Genomic DNA, 23,988 nt, shown 5'->3' on the forward strand with positions numbered 1-23,988 from the left:
TATCAGCATCGGCTGGTATCGGTGCGAGCGGCGGGCCGGGAGGTGCGCGATGCGGTGGTGGACCGGGGCATGGCTGATCGCCGGGACGGTCGTCCTGGCGGCGTGCGGCACCTCCGCGGGCGGCGGAGCCGCGGGAAGACCGTCCGAGAGCGCCTCGCCACGGCCGTCGTCCACCGCCCCGACACGCAGCGCGTCCCCGTCGACTCCCACCGGAGCGACTCGAACCCCGAGCGAATCGGCTACGACGCCCTCGTCCTCCGCGGGCAACTGCACCGCCGGGCACGCCTCCGTCAGCTTCGCCCCCGGTGACCCGGTCGACCAGCGGCTGTGCGTACGGCCGGGCACCACGGTGTCCCTGGTCCTGCGCCCCCGGGCGGACGACAAGCGCTGGACGGCGGTGCACAGCTCCGCGCCGGTCTTCGTCCAGGTCACCGCCTGGCGACTGGCCCCCGACGGCACGGCCCACGCCTCCCTGCGCTGCGCGGGCACCCGGGGCGGTACGGCCGAGATCACCGCGCTGGCGAAGGCCCCGGACGTGGCCGGCGCGGCCCGCGCCGCCTACACGCTGCGCGTGAGTGTGGTGCCGTACACGACGCAGGGGTGAGGGACGCACTCGGGACGCGTGTGACCTGAGGGAGCGGGGGCGCGCAGACTTGAGTCTCCCGCAGGGGGAGACATGAAGGTGGGGTCATGGACGGCGGCACCCTGTACTCGATCGGTGAACTGGCCCGGCGCACCGGGCTGGCGGTCAAGACGATCCGGTTCTACTCCGACCGCGGCATCGTGACGCCGACCGATCGCACACCCGCCGGATACCGCCGCTACGGCCCGGAAGCAGTCGCTCGTCTGGCCCTCGTGCGCACTCTGCGCGAGCTGGGCCTCGGCCTCGATGCGATCCGGCGGGTCACGGATCGGGAGCGCACGCTCGGCCAGGTCGCCGCGGAGCACGCCGCTGCCCTGGACGTGCAGATCGGCATCCTGCGGCTGCAGCGAGCGGTGCTGACCACCGCGGCCAGGCGCGACCCCACCTTTGAGGAGATGGAACGCATGCACCAGCTCGCCACCCTGTCCGAAGCCGCGAGGCGCCGCCTGATCGACGACTTCCTCGACGTCGTCTTCGACGGCCGGCCCGGCGGATCCGGCCATGCCGGAGTCCGGCGCTCCATGACCCCCGAGCTGCCCGACAACCCCACCGAGGAACAGATCGCAGCATGGGTCGAGCTTGCGGAACTCTCCCTGGATCCCGAATTCCGTGTCGCCGTGCGGAACTTGGTGGACAGCCATGTGGCCGACCCACCCGAAGGCAGCGCCAATCCACCGCGCCCGGACGTCGTGGCGCTCACCCGGGAACTCGTGAGAGCGGCCGTGCAGTCCGGCATCAGCCCCGACTCCCCGCAGGCCGACCCCGTGGTCGCGACGCTCACCGCAGGGTGTGCACTCGCCCTCGGCCACTCCGACGAAGCCCAGCTGCACGGCCGACTGTTGCACCGCCTGGAAACCGCGAACGACCCACGCAGGGACCGGTACTTCGACCTGCTCGCCGTCATCAACGGCTGGCCGGCCCCGGAACCCTTGGCGCCGGTGATCGACTGGTCCGTCAAGGCTCTGAGGATCCGAACCGCGCGGCACAGCAACTCCGTTCACCGCCCCTGAGGTGCCTGCCCCTCGATCACTCGTTGCCCGCTACGCCGTGCGGAAGCGGAACGCTCCCGTGCCCCCGCCCAAAGTGAGCCAGATGTGCTCCCCCTCCTTGACCAGCCTGAGGGCGATGTACGCGCATCCGGGGCAGCGCGCGGTCAGGCCCGGTTCCGGCCCGTAGACGTGGAGTTGGGCGAGCGGGCCCGACTGTGCGCACTCCGGGCAGCGCCACCAGGCCGTCGTCGTCTCCACGGAGAGGATCTCCGAGAGCGGGCCGGCGAGACAGTTGCCGTCGAGGTGGGCGGTGTCGTCTGCCATCGGGACCTCCGGTCAGCCGAAGCGTTCGGTGCGGATGGTGGCGGGGTCGCGGCCCAGGTCGACCAGCAGGTTGCCGGCCGTTTCCACGAAGCCGGTGGGGCCGCAGACGTAGACCGGGCTGGTCGGTTCGAGGCGGGCCGTCGGCTTCTCCAGGTCGGTCGGCATGAGGCGGCCGGGAGCTCGGGGACTGCCGGGCGGAGCCTGCCGCGTGTAGAGGAGGTGCACGTCGAGCTGCGGGTCCTGGTGGTCGGTGAGCTCGTCGCCGTACCAGATGTCGGCCGGGGTGCGGACCGAGTACAGGAGGTGGAAGGGGCTCGTCGAGCGTGCCGCGCGGTGGGCCCGGATCATGGCGGCCAGCGGTACGACTCCGGAGCCGCCCGCGACGAGCAGCGTCGGCTCGGTCTGTTCGGGGCGCCAGACGAACCAGTTGCCGAGCGGGCCGCGCACCTCCACCTCGGCGCCCGGCGGCAGTTCGTCGGCGAGGTAGGGCGAGACCTCGCCGTCGGACACGGTCTGCACGCCCAGTTCGATCCGGTCGCCGTCGGCGGGTGCGGCCAGCGAGTAGCTGCGTACGGCCTGGTAGCCGTCGTCGGCGGTGAGGCGCACGTCGACGTGCTGGCCGGACAGGTGGCCGGGCCACCCCGGCACGGTGAACAGCAGTGTGCGGGCGGTTGCGGTCTGCGGGCGGCGCTCGTCGAGGCGAGCCCGACGCCATGCGACACCGGTGGACATCACCATGGTCAGTCTCCCCAGTTGCGCTGCTCGCGCCAGGGGTCGCCGTAATTGTGGTAGCCGACGGACTCCCAGAAGCCCGGCTCGTCCTCGTGCGTGAGCCGCAGCCCGCGCACCCACTTGGCCGACTTCCAGAGGTACAGATGCGGCACCAGCAGCCGGGCCGGGCCGCCGTGTTCCGGGGAGAGCGGGTAGCCGTCGTAGGTGTGGGCGAGCCACGCCTTGCCGTCGAGGAGGTCCTCCAGCGGGAGGTTGGTGGTGTAGCCGCCGTAACTGTGGGCGACGACGAAGTCGGCGGACGTCTCGACGTCCTCGAAGAAGGCGTCGAGGGAGACCCCGCGCCAGGGGGTGTCGAACTTGGACCAGCGGGTCACGCAGTGGATGTCCGTGACGGTCTCCTGCTGCGGCAGGGCCATCATCTCCGCCCAGGTCCAGGAGTGCGTGTCCCCGGTCTCCGTGGTGACGGTGAAGGCCCAGGTGTCGGTGGACACCCGCGGGGTCGGCCCCGCGGACAGCACCGGGAACTGCTCGGTCGGGTACTGGCCGGGAGGCAGCCGGTCCGCCAGCGAACGGGCCCGCCCGCGGAAACCGGGTGAGAAGGAGCTCATGACGTCATCGGTCTCCTCGGCTCGGAGGGCCAGACGGCCGGATTCCCCCATCATGAGCCGCTCCTGCCGCGCCCGCACGCCGTTCGGACATACATCCGACCCGGCACTCAGCGCAGGGCCACCTCGCCCTCGGCGACGGCACGCGTCGCGCGCTCGACGGTCTCCTCGTTCTCCCCGACCGGAGCCACGTAGTCGATGACGTCGCGCGCGGCCTCCGCCCCGAGAGTTCGGGTGATCACCCACGTGGCGAGATACTGCGACGCCAGACAGCCGCCCGCCGTGGCGATGTTCCCCTCGGCGTGGAACGGCACGTCCAGCACGGTGATGTCGCAGGCTTCGACGAAGGGCCTGCTCTTCCTGTCCGTGCAGGCCGGCATCCCGGCCAGCAGCCCGAGCCGGGCGAGCACCAGCGCGCCGGAGCACTGCGCGCCGATCAACTGCCGCGAAGGGTCGAGCCGGAGCCGGGAGATCAGCCGGTCGTCGGCGACCACCTCGCGCGCCTTCACCCCACTGCCGATCAGCACTACGTCGGCCTCGGTCACGAACTCCATGGGGCGCTGGCCGGTCACCTCGACGCCGTTCATCGAGGTGACCACCGGCGTCGGCGTCGTGATGAAGGCCTCCAGGCCGTCCTTGCGGCACCGGTTGATGAGCGCGGATGCGATGAAGCTGTCGAGCTCGTTGAACCCGTCGAAGGTGACCACGGTGACCTGCATCACGACTCCTCAAGTACGGCACCAGCACGGCAGGGGATCAGCAGCCTCCCTGACGCGCCACCGCGGGTCGAGAGCCAATCAGCGGCCGGTGGCATGACCTCACCCGCGCGTTGAGCTACGGCGACCGCCGTGCACACCTCCGCGTCGAAGGGACCGCCCGTCTCCGGCAGCCGCATGCTCGCTCTGCCAGGATGCGTCGCCGCCGGCCCGCCCCGCACCCCGGATGCCCGCTCCGGGCTTCCCTTCGACCGCACTCCATCCGGCACACTCCCCCCATGGACACAGCGGAGTTCGTGGAGATCCTGGACCGGGAGGGCCGGCTGCTGGCCGCGGCCGCGGAGGACGCCGGGACCGAGGCCAAGGTGCCGACCTGTCCGGACTGGCAGGTGAAGGACCTGCTGCGGCACACCGGGATGGTGCACCGGTGGGCGGCCGCCTTCGTCGCCGAGGGGCACACGTCGTACCACCCCGACGGCGGGCTGCCCGACCTCGACGGCGAGGAGCTGCTGGCCTGGTTCCGGGAGGGGCACCGGCATCTCGTCGACACCCTCGCGTCCGCCCCGTCCGACGTGCAGTGCTGGCACTTCCTGCCCGCGCCGTCCCCGCTCGCGTTCTGGGCGCGGCGGCAGGCCCACGAGACGACCGTGCACCGCGTCGACGCGGAGTCCGCCCGCGGTGGAGCCCACTCCGAGATCGCCCCCGGATTCGCCGCGGACGGCATCGACGAGCTGCTGCGCGGATTCCACGCCCGCAGCAGGAGCAAGGTCCGCAGTGACGTGCCCCGGGTGCTGCGGGTGCGGGCGACGGACGCGGACGGCGCGGTGTGGACCGTACGGCTGTCCCAGGAACCCCCGGCGGCCACCCAGGACGCGGCAGGAGACGCCGACTGCGAAGTGGCCGGAACCGCCGGGCAGTTGTACCTGGCGCTGTGGAACCGGCTGCCGTTCCCGCAAGTGACCGGGGATGCCTCCCTCGCCGCCCTGTGGCGCGCGAAGTCCGCCGTCACCTGGAGCTGAGGAAGGCTACTCGGGGCTCAGGTCGGCTGGTGGGAGCCGAGGTCGGCCGTCAACATCCGCGTCAGCACCGCGCGTTGCACCGGCAGCACCTCGCCGTGCAGCGAGCGCCCCTTCACGGTGAGCGCCACGCGGACGCCGCGCCGGTCCTCCTGGCACATGGCGCGCTCGACGAGCCCGTCCTTCTCCAGCCGGGCGATCAGCCGCGACAGCGCGCTCTGGCTGAGGTGGACCCGCTCGGAGATCTCCTGCACACGGTAGGCACACGACTCGCCGGACAGCACGTCCAGCACCTCGAAGTCGCTGGCGCACAGGCCGTGTTGGTGCAGTGCGCGGTCCAGTTCGCACTGGGTGCGCGCATGCAGCGCCAGGATGTCCCGCCACTGGTCCACGAGCGCCTGCTCGGCCCTTTTCGCCGCCATGGGCGCACCGTAGCAGAGAAACGACTTTGTTGCATCGGAATTAAATGCATTTGCATTCGATGCATGCGCATGTAGTGTCTTCGGCATGACCTCTCCGCTCACCACCCCTGCGGCCCCGTCCTCGGCGGTCCGCTGGACGCCCCGGCTGTGGGGCACCCTGCTGGTGCTCTGCGCCGCGATGTTCCTGGACGCGCTGGACGTGTCGATGGTCGGCGTCGCGCTGCCGTCCATCGGCTCCGACCTCGATCTGTCCACCTCGACGCTGCAATGGATCGTCAGCGGCTACATCCTGGGCTACGGCGGTCTGCTCCTCCTCGGCGGCCGTACGGCCGACCTGCTCGGCCGGCGCCAGGTCTTCCTGATCGCCCTGGGCGTCTTCGCGCTCGCCTCACTGCTCGGCGGTCTCGTCGACTCGGGCCCGCTGCTGATCGCCAGCCGCTTCATCAAGGGCCTGAGCGCGGCCTTCACCGCGCCCGCCGGCCTGTCCATCATCACCACGACCTTCGCCGAGGGCCCACTGCGCAACCGGGCCCTGTCCATCTACACCACCTGCGCGGCCACCGGCTTCTCGATGGGCCTGGTGCTCTCCGGCCTGCTCACCGAGGCCAGTTGGCGCCTGACCATGCTGCTGCCGGCCCCCATCGCCCTGATCGCACTGCTGGCGGGCCTGAAGCTGCTGCCGCGCAGCGAGCGCGAGAAGGACCACAACGGCTACGACATCCCCGGCGCCGTCCTCGGCACCGCGTCGATGCTGCTGCTCGTCTTCACCGTCGTACAGGCACCGGAGGTCGGCTGGGCCTCGGCCCGAACTCTGTTGTCCTTCCTGGCCGTTGCCGCCCTGCTGACCGTGTTCGTGGTCGTCGAGCGGCGCTCGCCCGGTCCGCTGATCCGGCTCGGCGTGCTGCGCTCCGGCAACCAGATCCGCGCCCAGCTCGGTGCGCTGGCCTTCTTCGGCTCGTACGTCGGCTTCCAGTTCCTGACCACGCTGTACATGCAGTCGCTGCTCGGCTGGTCGGCACTGCACACGGCGCTCGCCTTCCTGCCGGCGGGTGCGCTGGTGGCGGTGTCCTCGACGAAGGTGGGCTCGATCGTCGACCGGTTCGGCACCCAGCGGCTCATCGCGGCGGGCTTCGCGCTGATGGTCGTCGGGTACGCGCTGTTCCTGCGCATCAACCTCGACCCGGTGTACGCCGCCGTCATCCTGCCGTCGATGCTGCTGATCGGCGCGGCCTGCGCGCTGGTCTTCCCCTCGCTCAACATCCAGGCCACCAACGGGGTCGAGGACCACGAGCAGGGCATGGTCTCCGGGCTGCTGAACACCTCGGTGCAGGTGGGCGGTGCGATCTTCCTGGCCGTCGTGACGGCCGTGGTGACCGCCGGCGCCCCCGAACACGCCACCCCGCAGGCCGTGTTGGACAGCTACCGGCCCGGGCTGGTGGTGGTGACGGGCATCGCGGTCGCCGGGTTGCTGATCACGCTCACGGGTCTGCTCAGGCGTCGTACGCCGCCGCAGCAGTCCGTCGTGGTCGCCAAGTCCACCTCCCTGGAGGCGGAGCGCGTACCCGTACGCGACTAGGGGGACGCCTCCACGTGTGTGCCCGGCGGGGCCGCTTGCCCCGCCGGGCACACTGTTGTGAAACTCCCGGTATGACTGAATACGGGGGACGGCGCACTCAGGCCGAGCGGGACGCGATCACCGTCGAGATCGGATATGCGCTGTGCAGCGCGGTGTTCGCGGCTGCGCTGGTCTTCGGGGCGGTGGCGGGACCGGCGTTCGCCTTCGATCTGTCCGATGCCGCTCGAGGCACGCTGGTCGGCTCGGGTGCCACGGTGGCGGCGGTGGTGTTCTTCGCCCGGGTCGTCAGCGTGCTGATGCGTTTCCGGCGGCCGGATCAGCCCAGCCAGCCGGGCCGCACCAACCCCGACTCGTAGGCGAGGACGACGAGTTGGGCCCTGTCCCGGGCGCCCAGCTTGACCATGGTACGGCTGACGTGGGTCTTCGCGGTCAGGGGGCTCACGACCAGGCGGCGGGCGATCTCCTCGTTGGACAGGCCGATGCCGACCAGGGCCATTACCTCCCGTTCCCGCTCGGTGAGTTCACCGAGGGCGTCCTCGGCGGCGGGTTCCTTGGAGCGGGCGGCGAACTCGGCGATCAGGCGGCGGGTCACGCCGGGCGAGAGCAGTGCGTCGCCCTCGACCACCGCCCTTACGGCGCGCAGGAGTTCGTCCGGTTCGGTGTCCTTGACCAGGAAGCCGGAGGCACCCGCACGGATCGCCTCGAAGACGTACTCGTCGAGCTCGAAGGTGGTGAGCATGACCACCTTCACGCCGCCCAGCTCGGCGTCCTCGGTGATGCGGCGGGTGGCCGCCAGCCCGTCCAGCGCGGGCATGCGGATGTCCATCAGGACGACGTCGGGGCGCAGTTCGCGCACCTTGGCGAGCGCCTCCTCGCCGTCGGCGGCCTCCCCGGCCACCTCGATGTCCGGCTGCGCGTCCAGCAGCGCCTTGAACCCGGCCCGCACGAGTGACTGGTCGTCGGCGAGCAGTACGCGGATCACCGGTCGTCCTCCTTGGCCTTCACCTTCAACGGCAGTACGGCGAGCACCCGGAACCCCCCGTCGGGACGCGGGCCCGCCTCGATCGTGCCACCCAGGGCCGCGGCCCGCTCCCGCATTCCGGCCAGACCGTTGCCGCTGCCGCCCGCATCCGCGCCGGTCGCGGGCCCGTCGTCGTCGATACGCAGCCGTAGCGCCTGCGGGTCGTGGTCGACGTGCACGCGCGCGTGGCGCGAGCCCGAGTGCCGTACGACATTGGTGAGCGCCTCCTGGACGATGCGGAAGGCGGCGAGGTCGGTGCCGGGCGCGAGCCGGGGCTGCTCCCCCTCGACGTCCACCGTCAGGCCTGCGCTCGCGGCCTGCTCGACCAGTTCGGGCAGCCGGTCGAGGCCGGGTGCCGGCGCGCGCGGCGCGTCACCCGGCGTGCGGAGGGTGTCGAGGACCTGGCGGACCTCGCCGAGTGCCTCCTTGCTGGCGGCCTTGATGGTGGTGAGGGCGGTGCGGGCCTGCTCCGGGTCGCTGTCGAGGAGGGCCAGACCCACCCCCGCCTGCACATTGATGACGGAGATGCTGTGGGCGAGCACGTCGTGCAGCTCGCGGGCGATGCGCAGCCGCTCCTCGTCGGCCCGCCGCCGCGCCGCCTGCGCCCGCTCGGCCCGCTCGCGGTCCCACTGCTCCCGCCGGGTCCGGACGAGCTCCGCCACCGCCACGATCGCCACCACCCATGCGGCGATCACCCCCTCCTGCGCCCAGGAGGCCGCCGGGTCGCCGGACGGCGGCAGCCACCGGTACAGCCAGTGGCCCACCAGTACGTGCCCGGTCCACAGCATCGCCACCGCCGCCCAGGCGGCCCGGCGGTGTCCGGCGACCACGGCGCTGAAGCAGGCCAGTGCGACGGTGAAGAAGACCGGTCCGTACGGGTATCCGGCGCCGAGGTAGACCATCGCGGCGGCCGCCGTGCCGAACACGACGACCACCGGATACCGCCGCCGCCACAGCAGCAGCCCCGAGCCGACGAGCAGCAGCACGCGGGCGAAGAGGTCAAGGGCGGCCCGCTCGCCCACCTGCTGGTGGGCGGCGTAGTTCGATCCGGCGAGCACGAAGACCGTGAGCAGCACGGTGGAGCGCCACGGCCACCGGGCCTGCGGCCGCTCCTCACCGTCCCAGCGGCTCAGCCACGGCGGCCCGTGCCGCCACCACTGCGGCGGCCCGCCACGGCGTACACGCTGCTGCTCCTCCATGACGGCCACGCTAGACGCCGTCGGGCCTGGTGGGCGTCAGCCGGGCGTGGTGATCACACGTACTCCCCGGGAAGTACGTCGCCGAGCGCCACGAAGGGCTGCGTCATCCCGGCATCGCAGGAGGACGGTCCGACAGTCCCACTCCCCGCGCCAGTTGTCCCACCGCATGCCGGAAGAACGTCTCGCGGTCCTCCACGACCCGGTTGAACTGGCCGAACAGCTCGAACCCGATCAGCCCGAACAGCTGGGCCCAGGCAGCGACGAGCGCCGCCGCAACGGCCGGGGGGAGATCGGGGGCGATGTCGGCGGACAGGCGCTCGGCCTCGGGGCGCAGTTCGGCGGAGAGCGGAGGAAAGGTCATGCCGGGTCCCTTGATGGCGTCGCGAATGATGGCGAGCAGCACCAGGCCGACACGGGAGGCGGCCGGGACGGTGGTGTCGGGGGCGGTGTAGCCGGGGACCGGGGAGCCGTAGATCAGGGCGTACTCGTGCGGGTGCGCGAGGGCCCAGGCGCGGGCTGCCTCGCACACCGCGGTCCAGCGCTGGACGGGGCCGGCGTCGGCCGCGGCGGCATGCGCCGACTCGGCCGCCTCGCCCACGGAGTCGTACGCATCGATGATGAGCGCGGTCAGCAGGTCGTCGCGGCTGGGGAAGTACCGGTAGAGCGCCGAGGAGACCATGCCGAGCTCGCGGGCGACGGCCCGGAGCGACAGCTTGGCGGCGCCCTCGGCCGCGAGCTGTCTGCGGGCCTCGTCCTTGATGGCTGCGGTGACCTCGATCCTGGCCCGGGCGCGGGCGCCGTGTGCGGTGCTCATGCAGTGCAGTGTCCCACGAAAACAGAGCAGTGCACACAAACGAGAGCACCGCACAAAAAAGAGAGCACTGCTCTTGCTTTGGATCACCGATCGGGTGCAGACTTTTCACGAGGCGAGCGAGAGCAGTGCTCACACAAGAGAGCAGCGCTCACACAATCGCTCCACCAACCGATGGGGGTCACCATGTCCACGTCCGCGCACGTCCAGAAGCCCGGCTGGTTCACCGTCAACGTCTTCAACCGCATCGTGGCGTGGATGACCCGCCGCGGCATCAGCGTCTGGGGCTCCCGGGTCCTGGCGGTCCGCGGCCGCAAGAGCGGCGAGTGGCGCACCACCCCCGTCAACCTGCTGACCGTGGACGGACAGCAGTACCTGGTCGCACCGCGCGGTCACGTCCAGTGGACGCACAACATGCGCGCGGCGGGCGGCGGCGAGCTGCACCTCGGCAAGAACGTGGAGGCGTTCACGGCCACCGAGGTCGCCGACGACGACAAGGTCCCGCTGCTGCGCGCCTACCTCAAGCGCTGGAAGGCCGAGGTCGGCGTCTTCTTCAACGGGGTCGGCCCCGACTCCCCCGAGGCCGAGCTGCGCCGCATCGCCCCCGACCACCCGGTCTTCCGGATCGAGGTCACCAAGTGAGCACCCCTGATGCCGCCGACCGTCGCACAGCGCACCCGGAGGTCCCCGTGACCTCGTCCGCGCCGTACTACCTCAAGGGCGGTCCGCTGACCGTGCGCCTCAACAGAGCGATCGGTCTGCTGGCCCGGCACGGGCTCAGCCTCATGGGCACGGCGGAGATGTCCGTGCGCGGCCGCACCAGCGGCCGGATGCAGCGCATCCCGGTCAACCCGCACACCTACGAGGGCGCGCAGCACCTCGTCTCCGCCCGCGGTCACTCGCAGTGGGTGCGCAACATGCGCGTCGCCGGCGGCGGCGAGCTGCGGGTCGGGCGCAAGGTCCGTGCGTTCACCGCGGTGGAGCTGCCCGACGCGGAGAAGCTCCCGGTCCTGCGGACCTACCTGGAGAAATGGGGCTGGGAGGTCAACCAGTACTTCAAGGGCGTGACCGCCAGGTCCACCGACGCGGAGATCCTCGCGGCGGCCGGCGACCACCCGGTCTTCCGCATCACCGTCACGAGCTGATCACCCTCACGAGCCGGCCTCGGTGGCCTCGCCACCCACCGGACGCCGGTCGAGCGCGGTCAGGGCACGCTGGGCCATCGGATGGGTGCGCACGATCTCGCCCAGGGACGTCCTGCCCTGCGTGATCTCCTTGAACGCGTTCCACGCGGGCCGGAACCCGGTCAGCGCCGCGTGGAACAGGCCGGGACGGCGCTCGAACACCGTCAGCAGCCGCTTGCCGACGCTCATCTCGACGCCGAGCCCCGCCTTGACCGCGAACGCGTAGTTCAGGGCCTGTCGCCGGGCGTCCACCGCGTCGTGCGCCTCGGCGATCCGTACCGCCCACTCCCCCGCGAGCCGCCCCGAGCGCAGCGCGAACGAGATGCCCTCGCGGGTCCACGGCTCCAACAGACCGGCGGCGTCTCCGCAGACCAGCACCCGGCCGCGCGAGAGCGGCGAGTCGTCGGCCCGGCAGCGCGTCAAGTGCCCGGAGGAGATGCTCGGTTCGAAGCCGGCGAGACCGAGCCGCCCGATGAACTCCTCCAAGTACCGCTTGGTCGCGGCCCCTTCACCGCGCGCCGAGATCACGCCGACCGTGAGTGTGTCGCCCTTGGGGAACACCCAGCCGTAACTGCCGGGGATGGGGCCCCAGTCGATGAGGACCCGTCCCTTCCAGTCCTCGGCTACGGTCTCCGGAACCGGGATCTCCGCCTCCAGGCCGAGGTCCACCTGGTCGAGCTTCACCCCGACATGCGCTCCTATGCGGCTCGCGCTGCCGTCCGCGCCCACCACGGCCCGCGCGAGCAGCGTCTCGCCGCCCTGCAGGACCACGGCGACGGTACGCCGGTCCGGCACCGCCGACCCGTGCTGCTCCACGCGCTGCACGGTGACGCCGGTCCGCACCTCGGCGCCCGCCTTCTGCGCGTGCTCGACCAACTGCTGATCGAACTCGGGCCGGTTGATCAACCCGAACAGCATGTGCCTGGAGCGGCGGGTACGGGTGAAGCGGCCGTTGTTGGAGAACGTCACCGCGTGCACGCGGTCCCTGAGCGGCAGTTCGAAGCCAGGCGGCAGGGAGTCGCGCGAGGGGCCGATGATCCCTCCGCCGCACGTCTTGTAGCGCGGCAGCTCCGCCTTCTCCAGCATCAGCACGCTGCGCCCCGCGACCGCCGCCGCATAGGCGGCCGAGGCCCCCGCGGGTCCCGCGCCCACCACGACGACGTCCCACACCCGCTGCACGTCGTCGCCCGAAGAGTTCTCGCTGCTCACGATGGTCTACTGCTCCCGATCAAGCCGCTGCCGCACCTGTCCCCCGCATCCTACGGCGGACATCACCGCAGGCCGCTGTGGGAGGATCCCGATATCCACACGTACAACGTCGCACCCACAAGGAGCGTGCCCATGTCGTCGAATCCGGTCGCCGAGACCGTCGCCTCGCTGATGCCGAGGGCGCAGGCCGAGCTCGCCGAGCTCGTCGCCTTCAGGTCGGTGGCGGACTTCGACCAGTTCCCGAAGAGCGAGAGCGAGGGCGCCGCGAACTGGGTCGCCGACGCGCTCACCGCCGAGGGCTTCCAGGACGTGGCCCTGCTCGACACCCCCGACGGCACGCAGTCGGTCTACGGCTACCTGCCCGGCCCCGAGGGCGCGAAGACCGTCCTGCTCTACGCCCACTACGACGTGCAGCCGCCGCTCGACGAGGCCGCCTGGACCACCCCGCCCTTCGAGCTGACCGAGCGCGACGGCCGCTGGTACGGGCGCGGGGCCGCCGACTGCAAGGGCGGCGTGATCATGCACCTGCTGGCGCTGCGTGCCCTCAAGGCGAACGGCGGTGTCCCGGTGCACGTCAAGGTCATCGCCGAGGGCTCGGAGGAGATGGGTACGGGCGGCCTGGAGCGGTACGCCGAGGACCACCCGGACCTCCTTGCGGCCGACACCATCGTCATCGGCGACGCGGGCAACTTCCGCGTCGGGCTGCCGACGGTCACCTCCACGCTGCGCGGCATGACCCTGGTCCGCATCCAGATCGACACCCTCCAGGGCAACCTCCACTCCGGTCAGTTCGGCGGAGCTGCCCCCGACGCCCTGGCCGCGCTGATCCGCGTACTGGACTCGCTGCGCGCGGAGGACGGCTCGACCACGGTCGACGGGCTGGCCCCCGGAACACAGTGGGAGGGCCTGCAGTACGACGAGGAGCAGTTCCGCCAGGACGCCAAGGTGCTGGACGAGGTACAGCTGATCGGCTCCGGTTCGGTCGCCGACCGCATCTGGGCCCACCCGGCCGTCACCGTCCTCGGCATCGACTGCCCGCCGGTCGTCGGCGCCACCCCGTCCGTGCAGGCGGGCGCCCGTGCGCTGGTCAGCCTGCGGGTGCCGCCGGGCGTGGACGCGGCCGAGGCGACCAAGCTGCTGCAGGCCCACCTGGAGGCGCACACGCCGTGGGGCGCCCGCGTGCGCACCGAGCAGGTCGGCCAGGGCCAGGCCTTCAGCGCCGACACCACCAGCCCGGCATACGCGGCCATGGCCGACGCGATGGCGGTCGCCTACCCCGGCCAGGAGATGCAGTACGCCGGCCAGGGCGGCTCCATTCCGCTGTGCAACACCCTCGCCGCCCTCTACCCCCAGGCGGAGATCCTCCTGATCGGCCTGAGCGAGCCGGAGGCCCAGATCCACGCCGTCAACGAGAGTGTCTCCCCCGACGAACTCGAGCGCCTGTCGGTGACGGAGGCGCTGTTCCTGCGGAACTACGCGGGTAGCTGACCGGCTCTGCCGACAGCAGAGGGCGCCTCGCGGTCCGGCGGGGCGCCCTTACGTTCGGCCCATGGACGTCATCGAACTCCTCCCGCGCCTCCACCTCCTCCGCTTCCCCGTCGGCCAGGCCTATCTATGGCGGGACGGCGACGAGTTGACGCTGATCGACGCCGGTCCGGCGGGGTCGGCAGCCGCGATCGCAGCGGTCGCGGAGTCTCTCGGGACGATACGGCGCGTCGTGCTGACCCACTTCCACGAGGACCATGTGGGCGGAGCGGGTGAGCTCGCCGCCCTGAGCGGGGCGGAGGTACTGGCGCATCACCGGGACGCGCCTGTCGTGCGAGGTGAACTCCCGGGAGCATCCCCGGTGTTGGAGGAGTGGGAGCGCCCGATCCATGCCGAGGTCGCCCTGCAGCTACCCACAGGCGACTTCCAACGTCCCACGAATATCACCGAGTTGTCCGACGGAGACGTCCTCGACTTCGGCGACGGCGCCCATGTCGTGCACACCCCCGGCCACACGCACGGCAGCATCGCCGTCCGTCTCCCGTACCACGGCGTGCTGTTCACCGGCGACACGATCGCGGCGTCCCCGGTGGACGGCAGCGTCATGCCGGGCGTCTTCAACCTCGACCGCACCCAGGCCATCGCCTCTTTCCACCGGCTGGCCGAACTCGACACGGAGGTCGCCTGTTTCGGCCACGGAGACGCCGTGACCGGCAACGCCTCGGCGCACCTCCGCAGTTCGGCGGACGCATACCGAATGCCCCGCTGAAGATGGGATCATGACCCGCGCCCAGCGCCTTGCCCACCACAGCACTGCCGCCACCTCCCTCGCCCTCCTCAGCGACCATGAACTCGGCGCGCTGCTCGCGTCCGGCACACCGGCCGGCGCAGGAGTCGGCGGGCGGGCGACGCTGGTCGAGGTCGACGGGGTGCGGGTGTTCGTGAAGCGGGTGCCGCTCACGGACGTCGAGCAGCTTCCGGAGAACGTCCGGTCCACGGCCGATCTCTTCGGGCTGCCGACGTACTGCCACTACGGCATCGGCAGCATCCCCGGCCCGGGCTTCGGCGCCTGGCGGGAACTCGCCGTGCACGCCATGACCACCAACTGGGTTCTGGCGGGCGATTCTTCCGGCTTTCCGCTGATGTATCACTGCCGAGTGCTGCCCGAGCCAGACCAGCAGCTCCTCCCCGATGAACTGGCCGATGTGGAGGCGGCCGTCAGCTACTGGGGCGGCTCAGCGGGCGTGCGCCGACGCATCGAGGCTCTGCGCACGGCGTCCGCGAGCGTCGCGCTGTTCCTGGAGTACATCCCCCACACCCTGCACGACTGGCTCCGCGCCCAACTCGCCGCAGGCGACGCGGAGTCCGCCTGCCACCTCGTCGAGCAGGGCCTGGAGGTCACCACCTCGTTCCTGGGCTCCCGCCAACTCCTGCACATGGACGCCCACTTCGGCAACATCCTCACCGACGGCCGCGAGCTCTACCTCGCCGACTACGGCCTCGCCCTCTCCTCCCGCTTCCGCCTCACCCCGGACGAGCGTGCCTTCTTCGACCGGCACCGCGCCTACGACCGCGACTACACGTCCCTCTACCTGGTCCTCTGGCTCGTCACCGAGCTGTACGGCCACCGCGGCGAGGAACGGTCCGCCTTCCTCCGCGCCTGCGCCGACGGCGCCCGGCCGGAGGGCGTCCCGGAGGCCGCCGCCGAGGTGATCTCACGGCACGCGCGGACGGCCGCCGTGATGGACGACTTCAGCCGGCGGTTTCAGCAGCGGGTCACGGTGTGGGAACCCCGGCCTCCAGGTACAGCGCAGCTCCCCGCTCACGTGCCCGCAGGGCCCAGCGCAGACGCTCGTAGCGGATCGGTGGGAGGAGATGGGCCGCCTCCTCCTCGCTGACGAAGCGCCACTCGCGCAGTTCGGGCCCGGGCAGCAGCAGCCGGGCCGCCTCCGTGGAGTCGAGGCGGCCGCCGTCGAAGAGGAGGCGCAGTCCGCCGAACCCGGGGGGTGCGGGCGCCTCCCAGTCGACGACCAGGAGGCGCGGTACGTCGGCGAGGCGGATGCCGGTCTCCTCCTCGACCTCGCGCATCCCGGCGCGGGCGGGTGCCTCGCCGGGCTCGACGACACCGCCGGGGAACTCCCAGCCGGGCTTGTAGGTCGGGTCGACGAGCAGCACCCGGTCCTGTTCGTCGAAGAGCAGGACACCCGCGGCGAGGGTCTCGGCGGTGGGCTCGGGCGTCTGCACGATGTCGCAGACGGGCACCTCACCGCTGCCGACGGCCTCGGCGATGCGGACGGCCGTCTCGTACGGAGTGAGGGCGCCGGTGTCGACGGGATACGCGTCGGCGGTGAGCCAGGACGCGAGGGCGGAGCGGTACGGCTCGATGTGGTCGTACGACCACTGCCGTATCCGCATGTCGCCGTCGGGAAGGTCGGGCGGGACCTCCCGGCCGGCTATTCGCTCCCGCAGGATCGTTTCGGCCGGAGCGAGGAGGACATGCCGGACCGCGATGCGGCGGGCGGCGAGGCCGCCGAAGATCTCGTCGCGGTACTCCTGGCGCAGCAGGGTCATGGGGACCACGAGGGTCCCGCCGAGCTCGGCGATCATGGCGGCCGCCGTGTCGATCACGAGTCGCCGCCAGATGGGCAGGTCCTGGTGGTCGCCGACCTCGGCGAGGTGCTTGGCGGGCAGCAGATGCGTCAGTCCGCCGCCGATGACCTCGGGGTCGAAGAGCGTGCTGTTCGGGATCAGGTCGATCAGTTCCCGTGCGGCGGTGGTCTTCCCCGCACCGAACGCGCCGTTGATCCAAACGACGGTCACGGTTCCCCCTCTTCTGTTGGCCCCCTGAGGCTTGCCCCCTCCACCCTGTCACGGAAACCAGGCCCAGGTGAGGGCGCACATACGGCGGCGCCGGCGCCCCCGAAACGGAGGCACCGGCGCCGCACTCTGTCGACTGGGTCAGCCGTGCTGCCCGAAGGCGTTGTCGGTCGTGGCGAGGCCGCTCTTGCCGACGGCGTCCGTGACCGTACCGAGGGTGTTCTCGACCCCCACGTCGCCGATTGCCTGGTGATCACCGAGTACCTGGTGATCGCTGCTGCCGTGCGACGGGCTGATCGCCGCGACGGCGAAACCGGTGGCGAGGGAGGCGATGGCCATCATGCTGCGCTTCTTCATGACCGGATCAACTGCCGGACCGGGGTCGGGGTAACGCATGCCTGGCATGCTGCACCGAAGAACCGCCGCGTGGGGAGGACGGATGGACGGGACCGACGGGCACATCCACGTCGACTCGAGACTGCTGCTCGACAACGCCGCCGTGCGCGGCATGCTCGCGACCACCTTCGGCCTCGTCGGCGACGCGCCGAGCGCCGTCACGACGGGATGCGGCCTGCGGGTGCCGTACGCGATGACCTCGCGGCGCCCGGAGAGCGTCACGTGTCTGCCCTGCCGGGAACATGCCGTCCGCGAGTATCTGCGTGCCGCCGAGTCGCTCGAGCGCCTGGGCTCGTCCCCCGGGGCCACCCTCGACCACGAGCAGGTACGGCAGGTCGCGGCCCACCATCGTGACCTTGCGCAGAGGTTCTCCGACGGCCGACCGTGACCCCTCGCGCTCACCCCTTCGTCGAGCCCAGCGTGAGCCCCGCGATGAAGTGCCGCTGGAGCAGCAGGAACACGAGGATCGTCGGGAGAGCGACCAGGACCGAGCCCGCCGCCAGCAGGTTGTAGTCCGTGAAGAACTGGCCTCGCAGGTTGTTCAGGGACGAGGTGATGGGGAGCTTGTCCGGGTTGGAGATGAAGATCAGCGCCCAGAGGAAGTCGTTGTAGATCCAGGTGAATTCCAGGGTGGCCAGGGCCGCCAGCGCCGGGCGGCACAGTGGGAGGGTGATGCGCCAGAACTGGGTCCACACGCCGGCGCCGTCGACGATCGCCGCCTCCAGGATCTCCTGGGGCAGGGTGCGCATGAAATTGGCGAGGACGAAGACGCAGAACCCCATCTGGAAGCCGATGTTGACGACGATCACGGCCCAGTAGGAGTCGTACATCGTCAGCGAGTCGGACATCCACCAGGGCAGTGGGATCTTGTTGAACAGGACGTACAGGGGCGTCACGAGCACCTGTTGCGGCAGCAGGTTGCCCGCCGTGAAGAACATCAACAGGACGATTCCGCCGCGGAGTTTGAGCCGGGAGACCGCGAAGGCGACGAACGCGGCCAGGAAGAGGGTGACGATGACGGCGGGGACCGCGATCAGCAGCGTGTTGGTGAAGTACTTGCCCATGCCGGACTCGGTGTAGGCCCGGCGGTAGTAGTCGAAGGACAGGTGCTTCGGCCAGGAGAGGTAGCCGTGCTGCGCCGTGTCCTCGTACGGCCGCAGGCTGGCGTAGACGGCGAGGAGCAACGGCGCGATGAACGCTAGGGAGACCGCCGTCAGGAAGATGTGCACGCCCCAACGGCCGCGCCGGGGACGGGACTTCGGGCTGCGGGCGGGTGCCGCGGCCCGGCGGTGGGGCACGGTGGACGCGGTGGTACGGATGTCTGCGGTCATCGGTCGCGCGCACCTCGCAGCTCTTGGACCAGGAACGTCACGATGAATCCGAGCGATACGACGAGCAGGACGACCGCGATCGCCGAGCCGAAGCCGATGCGGCTTGCCTCGCCGATGATGTTGTCGGTGATGAGGACGGAGAGGAGTTCCAGGCCGTTGCGGCCCTTGTTGACGGCGTAGACGATGTCGAAGGCGCGCAGGGCCTCGATGACGGTGATGACGCCGACTATGACGTTGACCGGGCGCATCGTCGGGAAGACCACGCGGAAGAAGGTCTGGCGCTCGTTCGCGCCGTCGATCGCGGCCGCCTCCTTCAGCTGGGGGTCGACGGCCTTCAGGCCGGCCAGGTAGAGGATCATCACGTAGCCGACGTGCCGCCAGCTCGCCGCGATCATCATCATCCAGATGTTGAGGTGGGAGTCGCCGAGCCAGTCGATCGGGTCCTCGTGGTTGTTGAGGATCGTGTTGACCACGCCCTGGTCCGTGCCGAGGATCAGCTGGGCGATGAAGCCGACGATGGCGAGCGAGAGCACGACCGGCATGTAGAGCACGGACTGGTAGAAGCGGCTGAAGCGGACGCCCCGGTCGATGAGGACGGCCAGGAACAGACCGAAGGGCGTGGCGATCAGGCCGAGGAAGAGCAGCCACATGATGTTGTGGCGGACGGCCGGCCAGAACGGCGGGTAGTTGTCGGCGAGGTTCTTGTAGTTGTCCAGGCCGACCCAGTGAATGTCCCCGATGCCGTCCCAAGCGGTGAAGGACAGGCCGATCGAGGCGAGCGTCGGGCCCCAGACGATGGCTATGTCGAGCAGGATCGGGATGCCGAGCAGCACGCCGAGGACGACGGCGTCACGGCGGGTGAACCGCCTGAGGCGCCGCCGTCGTCCGGCGCGTCGCGGGAAGGTGGGCGCCACGGAACTTTTCCCCCAGTGATCAGCCGACGGGCTGCGAGAAGATGGTCTTCTTCTGCCGCTCGATGCTGTTGCACAGCCCGTCGACGTCCTTCGGGTTGCCGATGAAGTCCTGGATGGACTGGATCATCACCGTCGAGGCGAAGTCGGGCCGGGTGTCGCGGTCCAGGAACTGCGAGATCTGCTTGGCGCCCGAGACGAGCTGCGCGGACTTCTTCTGCAGGGCGCTGTACTTGGAGGTGTCGGCGCCGGAGTTGACCGCCACGTTGTTGGGGTCGTACTTGAGATAGACGTCCTCGGCCTCGGGCTTGCCGAGCCACTTCAGCAGGTCCCTGGCACCGGTGAGGTTCTTGGACTTCTTCGCCACGAGGAACCCGTCGATGGGCGCCTCCACGGCGTCCTGGCCCCACTGCGGGTCGATCTCGGGGAAGGCGAAGAAGTCGATGTCGTCGCGCTCGTTCGCCGGGAACTGGGTGCCGGGGTGCGGCATGCCGAACACCGCCATGCCGGTCTTGCGCTGCTGCAGGCTCTGCCCGGCTTCCTCCCACGTCCGGCCGAGCGCGCCCTTCTGGTAGTACGGCATGAGCTCACGCCAGGTGTCGAAGACGTTCTTCACCTTCGTGTCGGTCCACGATTCCTCGCCCGCCATCAGGGACTTGTGGAAGTCGTATCCGTTCAGCCGCAGATTGATGTAGTCGAAGGTACCCATCGCGGGCCAGCCGTCCTTGTCGCAGAAGGCGACCGGATTGCCGTCCTTCTGCATCTGCTTGGCAAGGGCGATGAAGTCGTCCCATTTCGCGGGCTGTTGATAGCCCTTCTGCTCGAAGAGGCTCTTGCGGTGGAAGACCGCCCACGGATAGTAGTAGTACGGCACGAAGTACTGCTTGCCATCGTGCGTGGACTGCGCCTTCAGGGCGTCCGAGAAACCCGAGAAGGTCTTCCAGACGTCGCTGATCTCGGTCAACAGGCCTTTCTCCGCGAAGTACTGCATGCGGTATCCCGCGAACCACATGAAGACGTCGTCGGGTGTGCCCTGCAGATAGCGGTTGATGTTCTCCTGGAAGTCGTTGTGGTCCTTGGTGTTGACCTTCACCTTCTTTCCGGTCTTCTTCTCGTACGCCTGGAAGGCCGCCGCGTACGCCTTCTTCGGTACGGCGTCCGAGGCGTTGGAGCCGACGGTGACTTCCTTCTTGTTGCCGCCGGGCCCCTCGCCGCACCCCGACAGCAGGGCGGGCAGCGTGACCACACCGGCGCCAAGAGCCGCACCACGCAAGAGATTTCGCCGGGACATCGGATGACCTGCCCATCCTTGGGCTGGACCAATCCGCTGGAACGATGACTGTGCCATGTGCCCCTCCCAGGAGCGCCACCCAACACAACCGAACGCGTGGCTTGGATCTCACCTCCGTGTGGCCTCGACGTCAAGGGTTCTGACGGCATATCGAACAACCGTTACCTGTTCTCTTCCAACACAGTCCGACACGTCCTACCGTAAACGCGCACCGATGACGCGGACATGACGTCATCCCACCTTTCGCGTGTTCGGAGGAACGTAACGATGCGTCACCCTCACACCCGCACAACCCGCCGAAGAGTGGTCGGAGCGCTCACCGCAGGACTCCTGTGCGCGGCCGGACTCGCCGTGCCGGCCGCGGCGGCACCCACCGCCGAGCCCGCCGCGCCGACCCTGGCGGACGGCCTCGCCCTGACCCCTCCGATGGGTTTCAACAACTGGAACTCCACGCACTGTCGTGCCGAGTTCAACGAGTCCATGGTCAAGGGAATCGCGGACATCTTCGTCGAGAAGGGCCTGAAAGACGCCGGTTACCAGTACGTCAACCTCGATGACTGCTGGGCCCTGCCGAGCCGGGACGCGGACGGCAAACTCGTCCCCGATCCGGTCCGTTTCCCGAACGGGATCAAGGCGGTCGCCGACTATGTGCACTCCAAGGGGCTCAAGCTCGGCATCTACACCAGCGCGGGCACGAAGACCTGCAACAGCGCAGGATTCCCGGGGGCGTTGGGACACGAGTACAGCGACGCCCAGCAGTTCGCCGACTGGGGAGTGGACTACCTCAAGTACGACAACTGCAATAACCAAGGTGTGGACGCCAAGTTGCGTTACACCACCATGCGCGACGCGCTCGAGGCGACCGGCCGTCCCATCGTCTACAGCATCTGCGAATGGGGCCAGAACAAACCCTGGGAATGGGCCGCGGATGTGGGCCACTTGTGGCGCACGACCGGTGACATCAGCGACAACTGGGGCTCCATGCTGGGGATCCTGAAGAAGAACCTGCCGCTCGCGCCGTATGCCGGCCCCGGGCACTGGAACGACCCCGACATGCTGGAGGTCGGCAACGGCGGCATGACGGACACCGAGTACCGCTCCCACTTCTCGATGTGGTCGATCATGGCCGCCCCGCTGCTCATCGGCTCCGACCTGCGCAAAGCGACCCCGGCGACCTTCGACATCCTCGACAACAAGGAGGTCATCGCCGTCGACCAGGACCCGCTGGGCAAGCAGGGCGCGGTCGTCTCCTCCGAGGGCGGACGCTGGGTCGTCGCCAAGGAGATGAAGGACGGCAGCCGCGCGGTCGCCCTCTTCAACGAGTCCGGCACCGCCCAGCGCATCGCCACCACCGCCAAGGCAATCGGCCTGCCCGAGACCCCCGCCTACACCCTGCGCGATCTGTGGCAGCACAACAGCTACAACACCGCGGGCACCATCTCGGCGACCGTCCCCGCCCACGGAACGGTTCTCGTACGGGTCTCCGCCGACCGCAAGTGGGCCGCGTACCCGCCCGCCGTCGAACTCGGCCTGGACGGCAGCCCGTTGATGGAGGCGGGCAAGCCGGCCACGCTGACGTCTGCGGTAACCGACCTCGGCCGTTCACCCGCTCTGCACGTCTCGGCGAAGCTGTCGGGCCCCGAGGGCTGGACGGTGAAGGCGACTTCGCGGACCACCTCCGCCGTGGTCCCGACAGGCCACTCCCTGCGCACCACGTGGTCCGTCACCGCTCCACAAGGGACGCCGACGGGTTCGTACGACCTGACGCTGAAGGCGAGTTACCGCTCGCCGACCGGTGTCCGTGTCGACAGCACCGTGCCGCTGACGGCATCCGTCGTCGTACCGCCGCCTTCGGGGACGTCCGGGCTCGGTGACCTGCCCTGGCTGTCGGCCACCAACGGCTACGGTCCGGTCGAGCGCAACACCAGCAACGGGGAGAGCGCCGCGGGCGACGGCCATCCGATCACCATCGGCGGAGTGGTGTACGGCAAGGGGCTCGGCGTCCACGCGGAGAGCGCCGTCGAGTACTACACCGGCAAGGCGTGCAGGACGGTCACCGCCGACGTGGGCGTCGACGACGAGAAGGGCGCCAACGGCACCGTCGCCTTCGAGATCTGGGCCGACGGCACCAAGGTCGCCTCGACCGGCGTCCTGACCAACTCGATGCCGGCCCAGCCACTCACCGCGGACGTGACCGGCGCCCAGGTCGTCCGCCTGGTCGTCACCGACGGCGGCGACGGCATCGACTCGGACCACGCGGACTGGGCGAACGCACAGTTGACCTGCTGAGCCCCACCGAAGGGCCCAGCAGCCCGCCTGAACGTTCCTGCACCGCTGAGCGCCTCCGCTGCTGCCGAGGCGCTCAGACCGCGGCCGTGTCCGCCCGCTTGGCGAGCGCGGCCGCGGCCGCCCCGACCAACCCGGCGTCCGTGCCCATCTGGGCCGGCGTGATCTCCAGGCGCTGCACGAAGGAGAGCGTCGCGTAGTCGCCGAGCGCCTTGCGCAACGGCGTGAACAGTACGTCGCCCGCCTTGCCCACTCCCCCGCCGATCACCGCGATGTCGATCTCGACGAGGGTCGCCGTGGCCGCGATACCGGCCGCCAGCGCCTGGGCCGCCCGCTCGAAGGAGGCCAGCGCGACCGGGTCGCCGACCTGCGCGGCGGCAGCGACCGCGGCGGCCGAGGTGTCGCCGTCGGGGCCGGGCTGCCAGCCGTTCTCCAGCGCCCGGCGGGCGATGTTCGGCCCGCTCGCGATGCGCTCCACGCAGCCGCGCGAACCGCACGGGCACGGGTCGCCGTCGAGGTCGACGCTGATGTGGCCGATGTGGCCCGCGTTGCCGGTGGGGCCGGGATGCAGCTGGCCGTTCAGGACCAGGCCGCCGCCGACACCCGTGGAGACCACCATGCACAGGGCGTTGTCGTGGCCGCGGGCCGCGCCCTGCCAGTGCTCGGCCGCCGTGATGGCCACGCCGTCGCCGATCAGCTCGACGGGCAGGCCGCCGGCCGCCGCCCGGACCCGCGCCACGAGCGGGTAGTCGCGCCAGCCCGGCACGTTCACCGGGCTCACCGTGCCCGCGGAGGCGTCCACCGGACCGGCGCTGCCGATACCGAGGGCCGTGGCCCGCCCCCACAGGGGCGAGACGGTCAGCTCGCCGAGGACCTCCTCCACGGCGCCCATCACGGTCTCGCCGTCCTGCTGCGCGGGCGTCGCACGCTGTGCGCGCACCACGATCTGGCCGTGGCCGTCCACCAGCGCCCCGGCGATCTTGGTGCCGCCGATGTCGAGCGCTGCCACGAGGTCGGTCTGCAT

26 protein-coding genes and 1 pseudogene are annotated in these 23,988 nt (G+C 70.4%); 12 read left to right on the plus strand and 15 right to left on the minus strand.

All coding sequences use genetic code 11. From position 1 onward, the window contains the following. Positions 1-49 precede the first annotated feature (49 nt). Together ACFY1L_RS47755 and ACFY1L_RS47760 are read left to right on the plus strand one after the other, a co-directional pair. A complete protein-coding gene (locus ACFY1L_RS47755) occupies positions 50-604 on the plus strand; it encodes a hypothetical protein (protein WP_388840407.1) in 555 nt (184 codons plus the stop codon). Between the two features lie 86 nt (positions 605-690). Next, positions 691-1,653, plus strand: coding sequence for a MerR family transcriptional regulator (locus ACFY1L_RS47760; RefSeq protein ID WP_388840410.1), 963 nt, complete (start codon positions 691-693; stop codon positions 1,651-1,653). A gap of 30 nt (positions 1,654-1,683) precedes the next feature. On the opposite strand, the gene ACFY1L_RS47765 is transcribed toward ACFY1L_RS47760, so the two are convergent. The 4 genes from ACFY1L_RS47765 to ACFY1L_RS47780 all read right to left on the minus strand — a co-directional run bounded on the left by ACFY1L_RS47765 (position 1,684) and on the right by ACFY1L_RS47780 (position 4,012). Continuing rightward, on the minus strand, positions 1,684-1,956 hold the full coding sequence (locus tag ACFY1L_RS47765; RefSeq protein WP_388840414.1) for a DUF6510 family protein: 273 nt from the start codon (positions 1,954-1,956) through the stop codon (positions 1,684-1,686). 12 nt (positions 1,957-1,968) lie between these two features. Further along, complete coding sequence (locus ACFY1L_RS47770; RefSeq protein ID WP_388840417.1) at positions 1,969-2,694, minus strand: ferredoxin reductase; 726 nt, start codon at positions 2,692-2,694, stop codon at positions 1,969-1,971. Positions 2,695-2,696: 2 nt separating this feature from the next. After that, positions 2,697-3,296, minus strand: coding sequence for a sulfite oxidase-like oxidoreductase (locus ACFY1L_RS47775; RefSeq protein WP_388840509.1), 600 nt, complete (start codon positions 3,294-3,296; stop codon positions 2,697-2,699). A gap of 107 nt (positions 3,297-3,403) precedes the next feature. After that, positions 3,404-4,012: a DJ-1/PfpI family protein gene (locus tag ACFY1L_RS47780; RefSeq protein WP_388840420.1), complete on the minus strand. Its 609-nt coding sequence runs from the start codon at positions 4,010-4,012 to the stop codon at positions 3,404-3,406. 275 nt (positions 4,013-4,287) lie between these two features. Between ACFY1L_RS47780 and ACFY1L_RS47785 the strand changes: the two genes are divergently transcribed. Beyond that, positions 4,288-5,028, plus strand: a complete 741-nt coding sequence (locus tag ACFY1L_RS47785; RefSeq protein ID WP_388840423.1) for a maleylpyruvate isomerase family mycothiol-dependent enzyme — start codon at positions 4,288-4,290, stop codon at positions 5,026-5,028. Positions 5,029-5,045: 17 nt separating this feature from the next. Here the strand turns inward: ACFY1L_RS47785 and ACFY1L_RS47790 are convergent, their stop codons facing one another. Then, complete coding sequence (locus ACFY1L_RS47790; protein ID WP_388840426.1) at positions 5,046-5,447, minus strand: MarR family winged helix-turn-helix transcriptional regulator; 402 nt, start codon at positions 5,445-5,447, stop codon at positions 5,046-5,048. Between the two features lie 85 nt (positions 5,448-5,532). Here ACFY1L_RS47790 and ACFY1L_RS47795 point away from each other — a divergent pair, with 85 nt between their 5' ends. After that, complete coding sequence (locus tag ACFY1L_RS47795; protein ID WP_388840429.1) at positions 5,533-7,023, plus strand: MFS transporter; 1,491 nt, start codon at positions 5,533-5,535, stop codon at positions 7,021-7,023. Positions 7,024-7,094: 71 nt separating this feature from the next. Next, a complete protein-coding gene (locus tag ACFY1L_RS47800; RefSeq protein ID WP_388840432.1) occupies positions 7,095-7,379 on the plus strand; it encodes a DUF6332 family protein in 285 nt (94 codons plus the stop codon). On the opposite strand, the gene ACFY1L_RS47805 is transcribed toward ACFY1L_RS47800, so the two are convergent. The 3 genes from ACFY1L_RS47805 to ACFY1L_RS47815 form a co-directional block, all read right to left on the minus strand. Then, positions 7,340-8,005 carry a response regulator gene (locus tag ACFY1L_RS47805; protein ID WP_388840435.1) on the minus strand — a complete coding sequence of 222 codons (666 nt, stop codon included), beginning with the start codon at positions 8,003-8,005 and terminating at the stop codon, positions 7,340-7,342. The genes ACFY1L_RS47800 and ACFY1L_RS47805 overlap by 40 nt on opposite strands. Next, positions 8,002-9,243 (minus strand): sensor histidine kinase, encoded by a 1,242-nt coding sequence (locus ACFY1L_RS47810; RefSeq protein ID WP_388840438.1) that lies wholly within the window; start codon positions 9,241-9,243, stop codon positions 8,002-8,004. The genes ACFY1L_RS47805 and ACFY1L_RS47810 overlap by 4 nt, the downstream gene beginning before the upstream one ends. Before the next feature lie 103 nt (positions 9,244-9,346). Continuing rightward, on the minus strand, positions 9,347-10,057 hold the full coding sequence (locus ACFY1L_RS47815) for a TetR/AcrR family transcriptional regulator (protein ID WP_388840441.1): 711 nt from the start codon (positions 10,055-10,057) through the stop codon (positions 9,347-9,349). A 171-nt stretch (positions 10,058-10,228) separates the two neighbouring features. Between ACFY1L_RS47815 and ACFY1L_RS47820 the strand changes: the two genes are divergently transcribed. Both ACFY1L_RS47820 and ACFY1L_RS47825 read left to right on the plus strand, forming a co-directional pair. Further along, positions 10,229-10,696, plus strand: coding sequence for a nitroreductase family deazaflavin-dependent oxidoreductase (locus ACFY1L_RS47820; protein ID WP_388840444.1), 468 nt, complete (start codon positions 10,229-10,231; stop codon positions 10,694-10,696). Next, complete coding sequence (locus tag ACFY1L_RS47825) at positions 10,693-11,199, plus strand: nitroreductase/quinone reductase family protein (protein WP_388840447.1); 507 nt, start codon at positions 10,693-10,695, stop codon at positions 11,197-11,199. The genes ACFY1L_RS47820 and ACFY1L_RS47825 overlap by 4 nt, the downstream gene beginning before the upstream one ends. 6 nt (positions 11,200-11,205) lie before the next feature. On the opposite strand, the gene ACFY1L_RS47830 is transcribed toward ACFY1L_RS47825, so the two are convergent. Next, positions 11,206-12,447 carry a geranylgeranyl reductase family protein gene (locus ACFY1L_RS47830; RefSeq protein WP_388840451.1) on the minus strand — a complete coding sequence of 414 codons (1,242 nt, stop codon included), beginning with the start codon at positions 12,445-12,447 and terminating at the stop codon, positions 11,206-11,208. Positions 12,448-12,579: 132 nt separating this feature from the next. Between ACFY1L_RS47830 and ACFY1L_RS47835 the strand changes: the two genes are divergently transcribed. The 3 genes and pseudogenes from ACFY1L_RS47835 to ACFY1L_RS47845 form a co-directional block, all read left to right on the plus strand. Continuing rightward, a complete protein-coding gene (locus ACFY1L_RS47835; protein ID WP_388840454.1) occupies positions 12,580-13,935 on the plus strand; it encodes a dipeptidase in 1,356 nt (451 codons plus the stop codon). Positions 13,936-13,996: 61 nt separating this feature from the next. Continuing rightward, positions 13,997-14,701 (plus strand): MBL fold metallo-hydrolase, encoded by a 705-nt coding sequence (locus tag ACFY1L_RS47840; RefSeq protein WP_388840457.1) that lies wholly within the window; start codon positions 13,997-13,999, stop codon positions 14,699-14,701. A gap of 10 nt (positions 14,702-14,711) precedes the next feature. Beyond that, a pseudogene (locus ACFY1L_RS47845) lies at positions 14,712-15,704 on the plus strand (protein kinase family protein); the annotation flags it as partial. Positions 15,705-15,708: 4 nt separating this feature from the next. Here the strand turns inward: ACFY1L_RS47845 and ACFY1L_RS47850 are convergent. Both ACFY1L_RS47850 and ACFY1L_RS47855 read right to left on the minus strand, forming a co-directional pair. After that, the gene (locus tag ACFY1L_RS47850; RefSeq protein ID WP_388840460.1) at positions 15,709-16,752 is read right to left on the minus strand and encodes an NUDIX domain-containing protein; all 1,044 of its coding nucleotides are present in this window, start codon (positions 16,750-16,752) and stop codon (positions 15,709-15,711) included. Between the two features lie 138 nt (positions 16,753-16,890). Beyond that, on the minus strand, positions 16,891-17,106 hold the full coding sequence (locus ACFY1L_RS47855; protein WP_388840512.1) for a hypothetical protein: 216 nt from the start codon (positions 17,104-17,106) through the stop codon (positions 16,891-16,893). An 82-nt stretch (positions 17,107-17,188) separates the two neighbouring features. Here ACFY1L_RS47855 and ACFY1L_RS47860 point away from each other — a divergent pair, with 82 nt between their 5' ends. After that, positions 17,189-17,533, plus strand: coding sequence for a hypothetical protein (locus ACFY1L_RS47860; protein WP_388840464.1), 345 nt, complete (start codon positions 17,189-17,191; stop codon positions 17,531-17,533). A gap of 10 nt (positions 17,534-17,543) precedes the next feature. Here ACFY1L_RS47860 and ACFY1L_RS47865 read toward each other — a convergent pair whose 3' ends face one another. The 3 genes from ACFY1L_RS47865 to ACFY1L_RS47875 are packed head-to-tail and all read right to left on the minus strand — an operon-like array spanning position 17,544 to position 20,678. Next, positions 17,544-18,476, minus strand: coding sequence for a carbohydrate ABC transporter permease (locus ACFY1L_RS47865; RefSeq protein WP_388840467.1), 933 nt, complete (start codon positions 18,474-18,476; stop codon positions 17,544-17,546). After that, the gene (locus ACFY1L_RS47870; RefSeq protein WP_388840471.1) at positions 18,473-19,390 is read right to left on the minus strand and encodes a carbohydrate ABC transporter permease; all 918 of its coding nucleotides are present in this window, start codon (positions 19,388-19,390) and stop codon (positions 18,473-18,475) included. Before ACFY1L_RS47870 ends, ACFY1L_RS47865 begins: the two co-directional genes overlap by 4 nt. Before the next feature lie 19 nt (positions 19,391-19,409). Then, positions 19,410-20,678 (minus strand): ABC transporter substrate-binding protein, encoded by a 1,269-nt coding sequence (locus tag ACFY1L_RS47875; protein ID WP_388840474.1) that lies wholly within the window; start codon positions 20,676-20,678, stop codon positions 19,410-19,412. 267 nt (positions 20,679-20,945) lie between these two features. Between ACFY1L_RS47875 and ACFY1L_RS47880 the strand changes: the two genes are divergently transcribed. Beyond that, a complete protein-coding gene (locus ACFY1L_RS47880; protein WP_388840477.1) occupies positions 20,946-22,967 on the plus strand; it encodes an NPCBM/NEW2 domain-containing protein in 2,022 nt (673 codons plus the stop codon). Positions 22,968-23,040: 73 nt separating this feature from the next. Here ACFY1L_RS47880 and ACFY1L_RS47885 read toward each other — a convergent pair whose 3' ends face one another. Further along, complete coding sequence (locus ACFY1L_RS47885) at positions 23,041-23,988, minus strand: ROK family protein (RefSeq protein ID WP_388840480.1); 948 nt, start codon at positions 23,986-23,988, stop codon at positions 23,041-23,043.

Source organism: Streptomyces sp. NPDC001663, assembly GCF_042893105.1.
GTDB lineage: Bacteria > Actinomycetota > Actinomycetes > Streptomycetales > Streptomycetaceae > Streptomyces.

Coding starts and splice junctions, on each gene's coding strand:
- ACFY1L_RS47755 (WP_388840407.1), top strand. CDS start 50: ATGCGGTGGTGGACCGGGGCATGGCTGATCGCCGGGACGGTCGTCCTG.
- ACFY1L_RS47760 (WP_388840410.1), top strand. CDS start 691: ATGGACGGCGGCACCCTGTACTCGATCGGTGAACTGGCCCGGCGCACC.
- ACFY1L_RS47765 (WP_388840414.1), bottom strand. CDS start 1,956: ATGGCAGACGACACCGCCCACCTCGACGGCAACTGTCTCGCCGGCCCG.
- ACFY1L_RS47770 (WP_388840417.1), bottom strand. CDS start 2,694: ATGGTGATGTCCACCGGTGTCGCATGGCGTCGGGCTCGCCTCGACGAG.
- ACFY1L_RS47775 (WP_388840509.1), bottom strand. CDS start 3,296: ATGAGCTCCTTCTCACCCGGTTTCCGCGGGCGGGCCCGTTCGCTGGCG.
- ACFY1L_RS47780 (WP_388840420.1), bottom strand. CDS start 4,012: ATGCAGGTCACCGTGGTCACCTTCGACGGGTTCAACGAGCTCGACAGC.
- ACFY1L_RS47785 (WP_388840423.1), top strand. CDS start 4,288: ATGGACACAGCGGAGTTCGTGGAGATCCTGGACCGGGAGGGCCGGCTG.
- ACFY1L_RS47790 (WP_388840426.1), bottom strand. CDS start 5,447: ATGGCGGCGAAAAGGGCCGAGCAGGCGCTCGTGGACCAGTGGCGGGAC.
- ACFY1L_RS47795 (WP_388840429.1), top strand. CDS start 5,533: ATGACCTCTCCGCTCACCACCCCTGCGGCCCCGTCCTCGGCGGTCCGC.
- ACFY1L_RS47800 (WP_388840432.1), top strand. CDS start 7,095: ATGACTGAATACGGGGGACGGCGCACTCAGGCCGAGCGGGACGCGATC.
- ACFY1L_RS47810 (WP_388840438.1), bottom strand. CDS start 9,243: ATGGAGGAGCAGCAGCGTGTACGCCGTGGCGGGCCGCCGCAGTGGTGG.
- ACFY1L_RS47815 (WP_388840441.1), bottom strand. CDS start 10,057: ATGAGCACCGCACACGGCGCCCGCGCCCGGGCCAGGATCGAGGTCACC.
- ACFY1L_RS47820 (WP_388840444.1), top strand. CDS start 10,229: ATGGGGGTCACCATGTCCACGTCCGCGCACGTCCAGAAGCCCGGCTGG.
- ACFY1L_RS47835 (WP_388840454.1), top strand. CDS start 12,580: ATGTCGTCGAATCCGGTCGCCGAGACCGTCGCCTCGCTGATGCCGAGG.
- ACFY1L_RS47840 (WP_388840457.1), top strand. CDS start 13,997: ATGGACGTCATCGAACTCCTCCCGCGCCTCCACCTCCTCCGCTTCCCC.
- ACFY1L_RS47855 (WP_388840512.1), bottom strand. CDS start 17,106: ATGAAGAAGCGCAGCATGATGGCCATCGCCTCCCTCGCCACCGGTTTC.
- ACFY1L_RS47860 (WP_388840464.1), top strand. CDS start 17,189: ATGGACGGGACCGACGGGCACATCCACGTCGACTCGAGACTGCTGCTC.
- ACFY1L_RS47865 (WP_388840467.1), bottom strand. CDS start 18,476: ATGACCGCAGACATCCGTACCACCGCGTCCACCGTGCCCCACCGCCGG.
- ACFY1L_RS47875 (WP_388840474.1), bottom strand. CDS start 20,678: ATGTCCCGGCGAAATCTCTTGCGTGGTGCGGCTCTTGGCGCCGGTGTG.
- ACFY1L_RS47880 (WP_388840477.1), top strand. CDS start 20,946: ATGCGTCACCCTCACACCCGCACAACCCGCCGAAGAGTGGTCGGAGCG.
- ACFY1L_RS47885 (WP_388840480.1), bottom strand. CDS start 23,988: ATGCAGACCGACCTCGTGGCAGCGCTCGACATCGGCGGCACCAAGATC.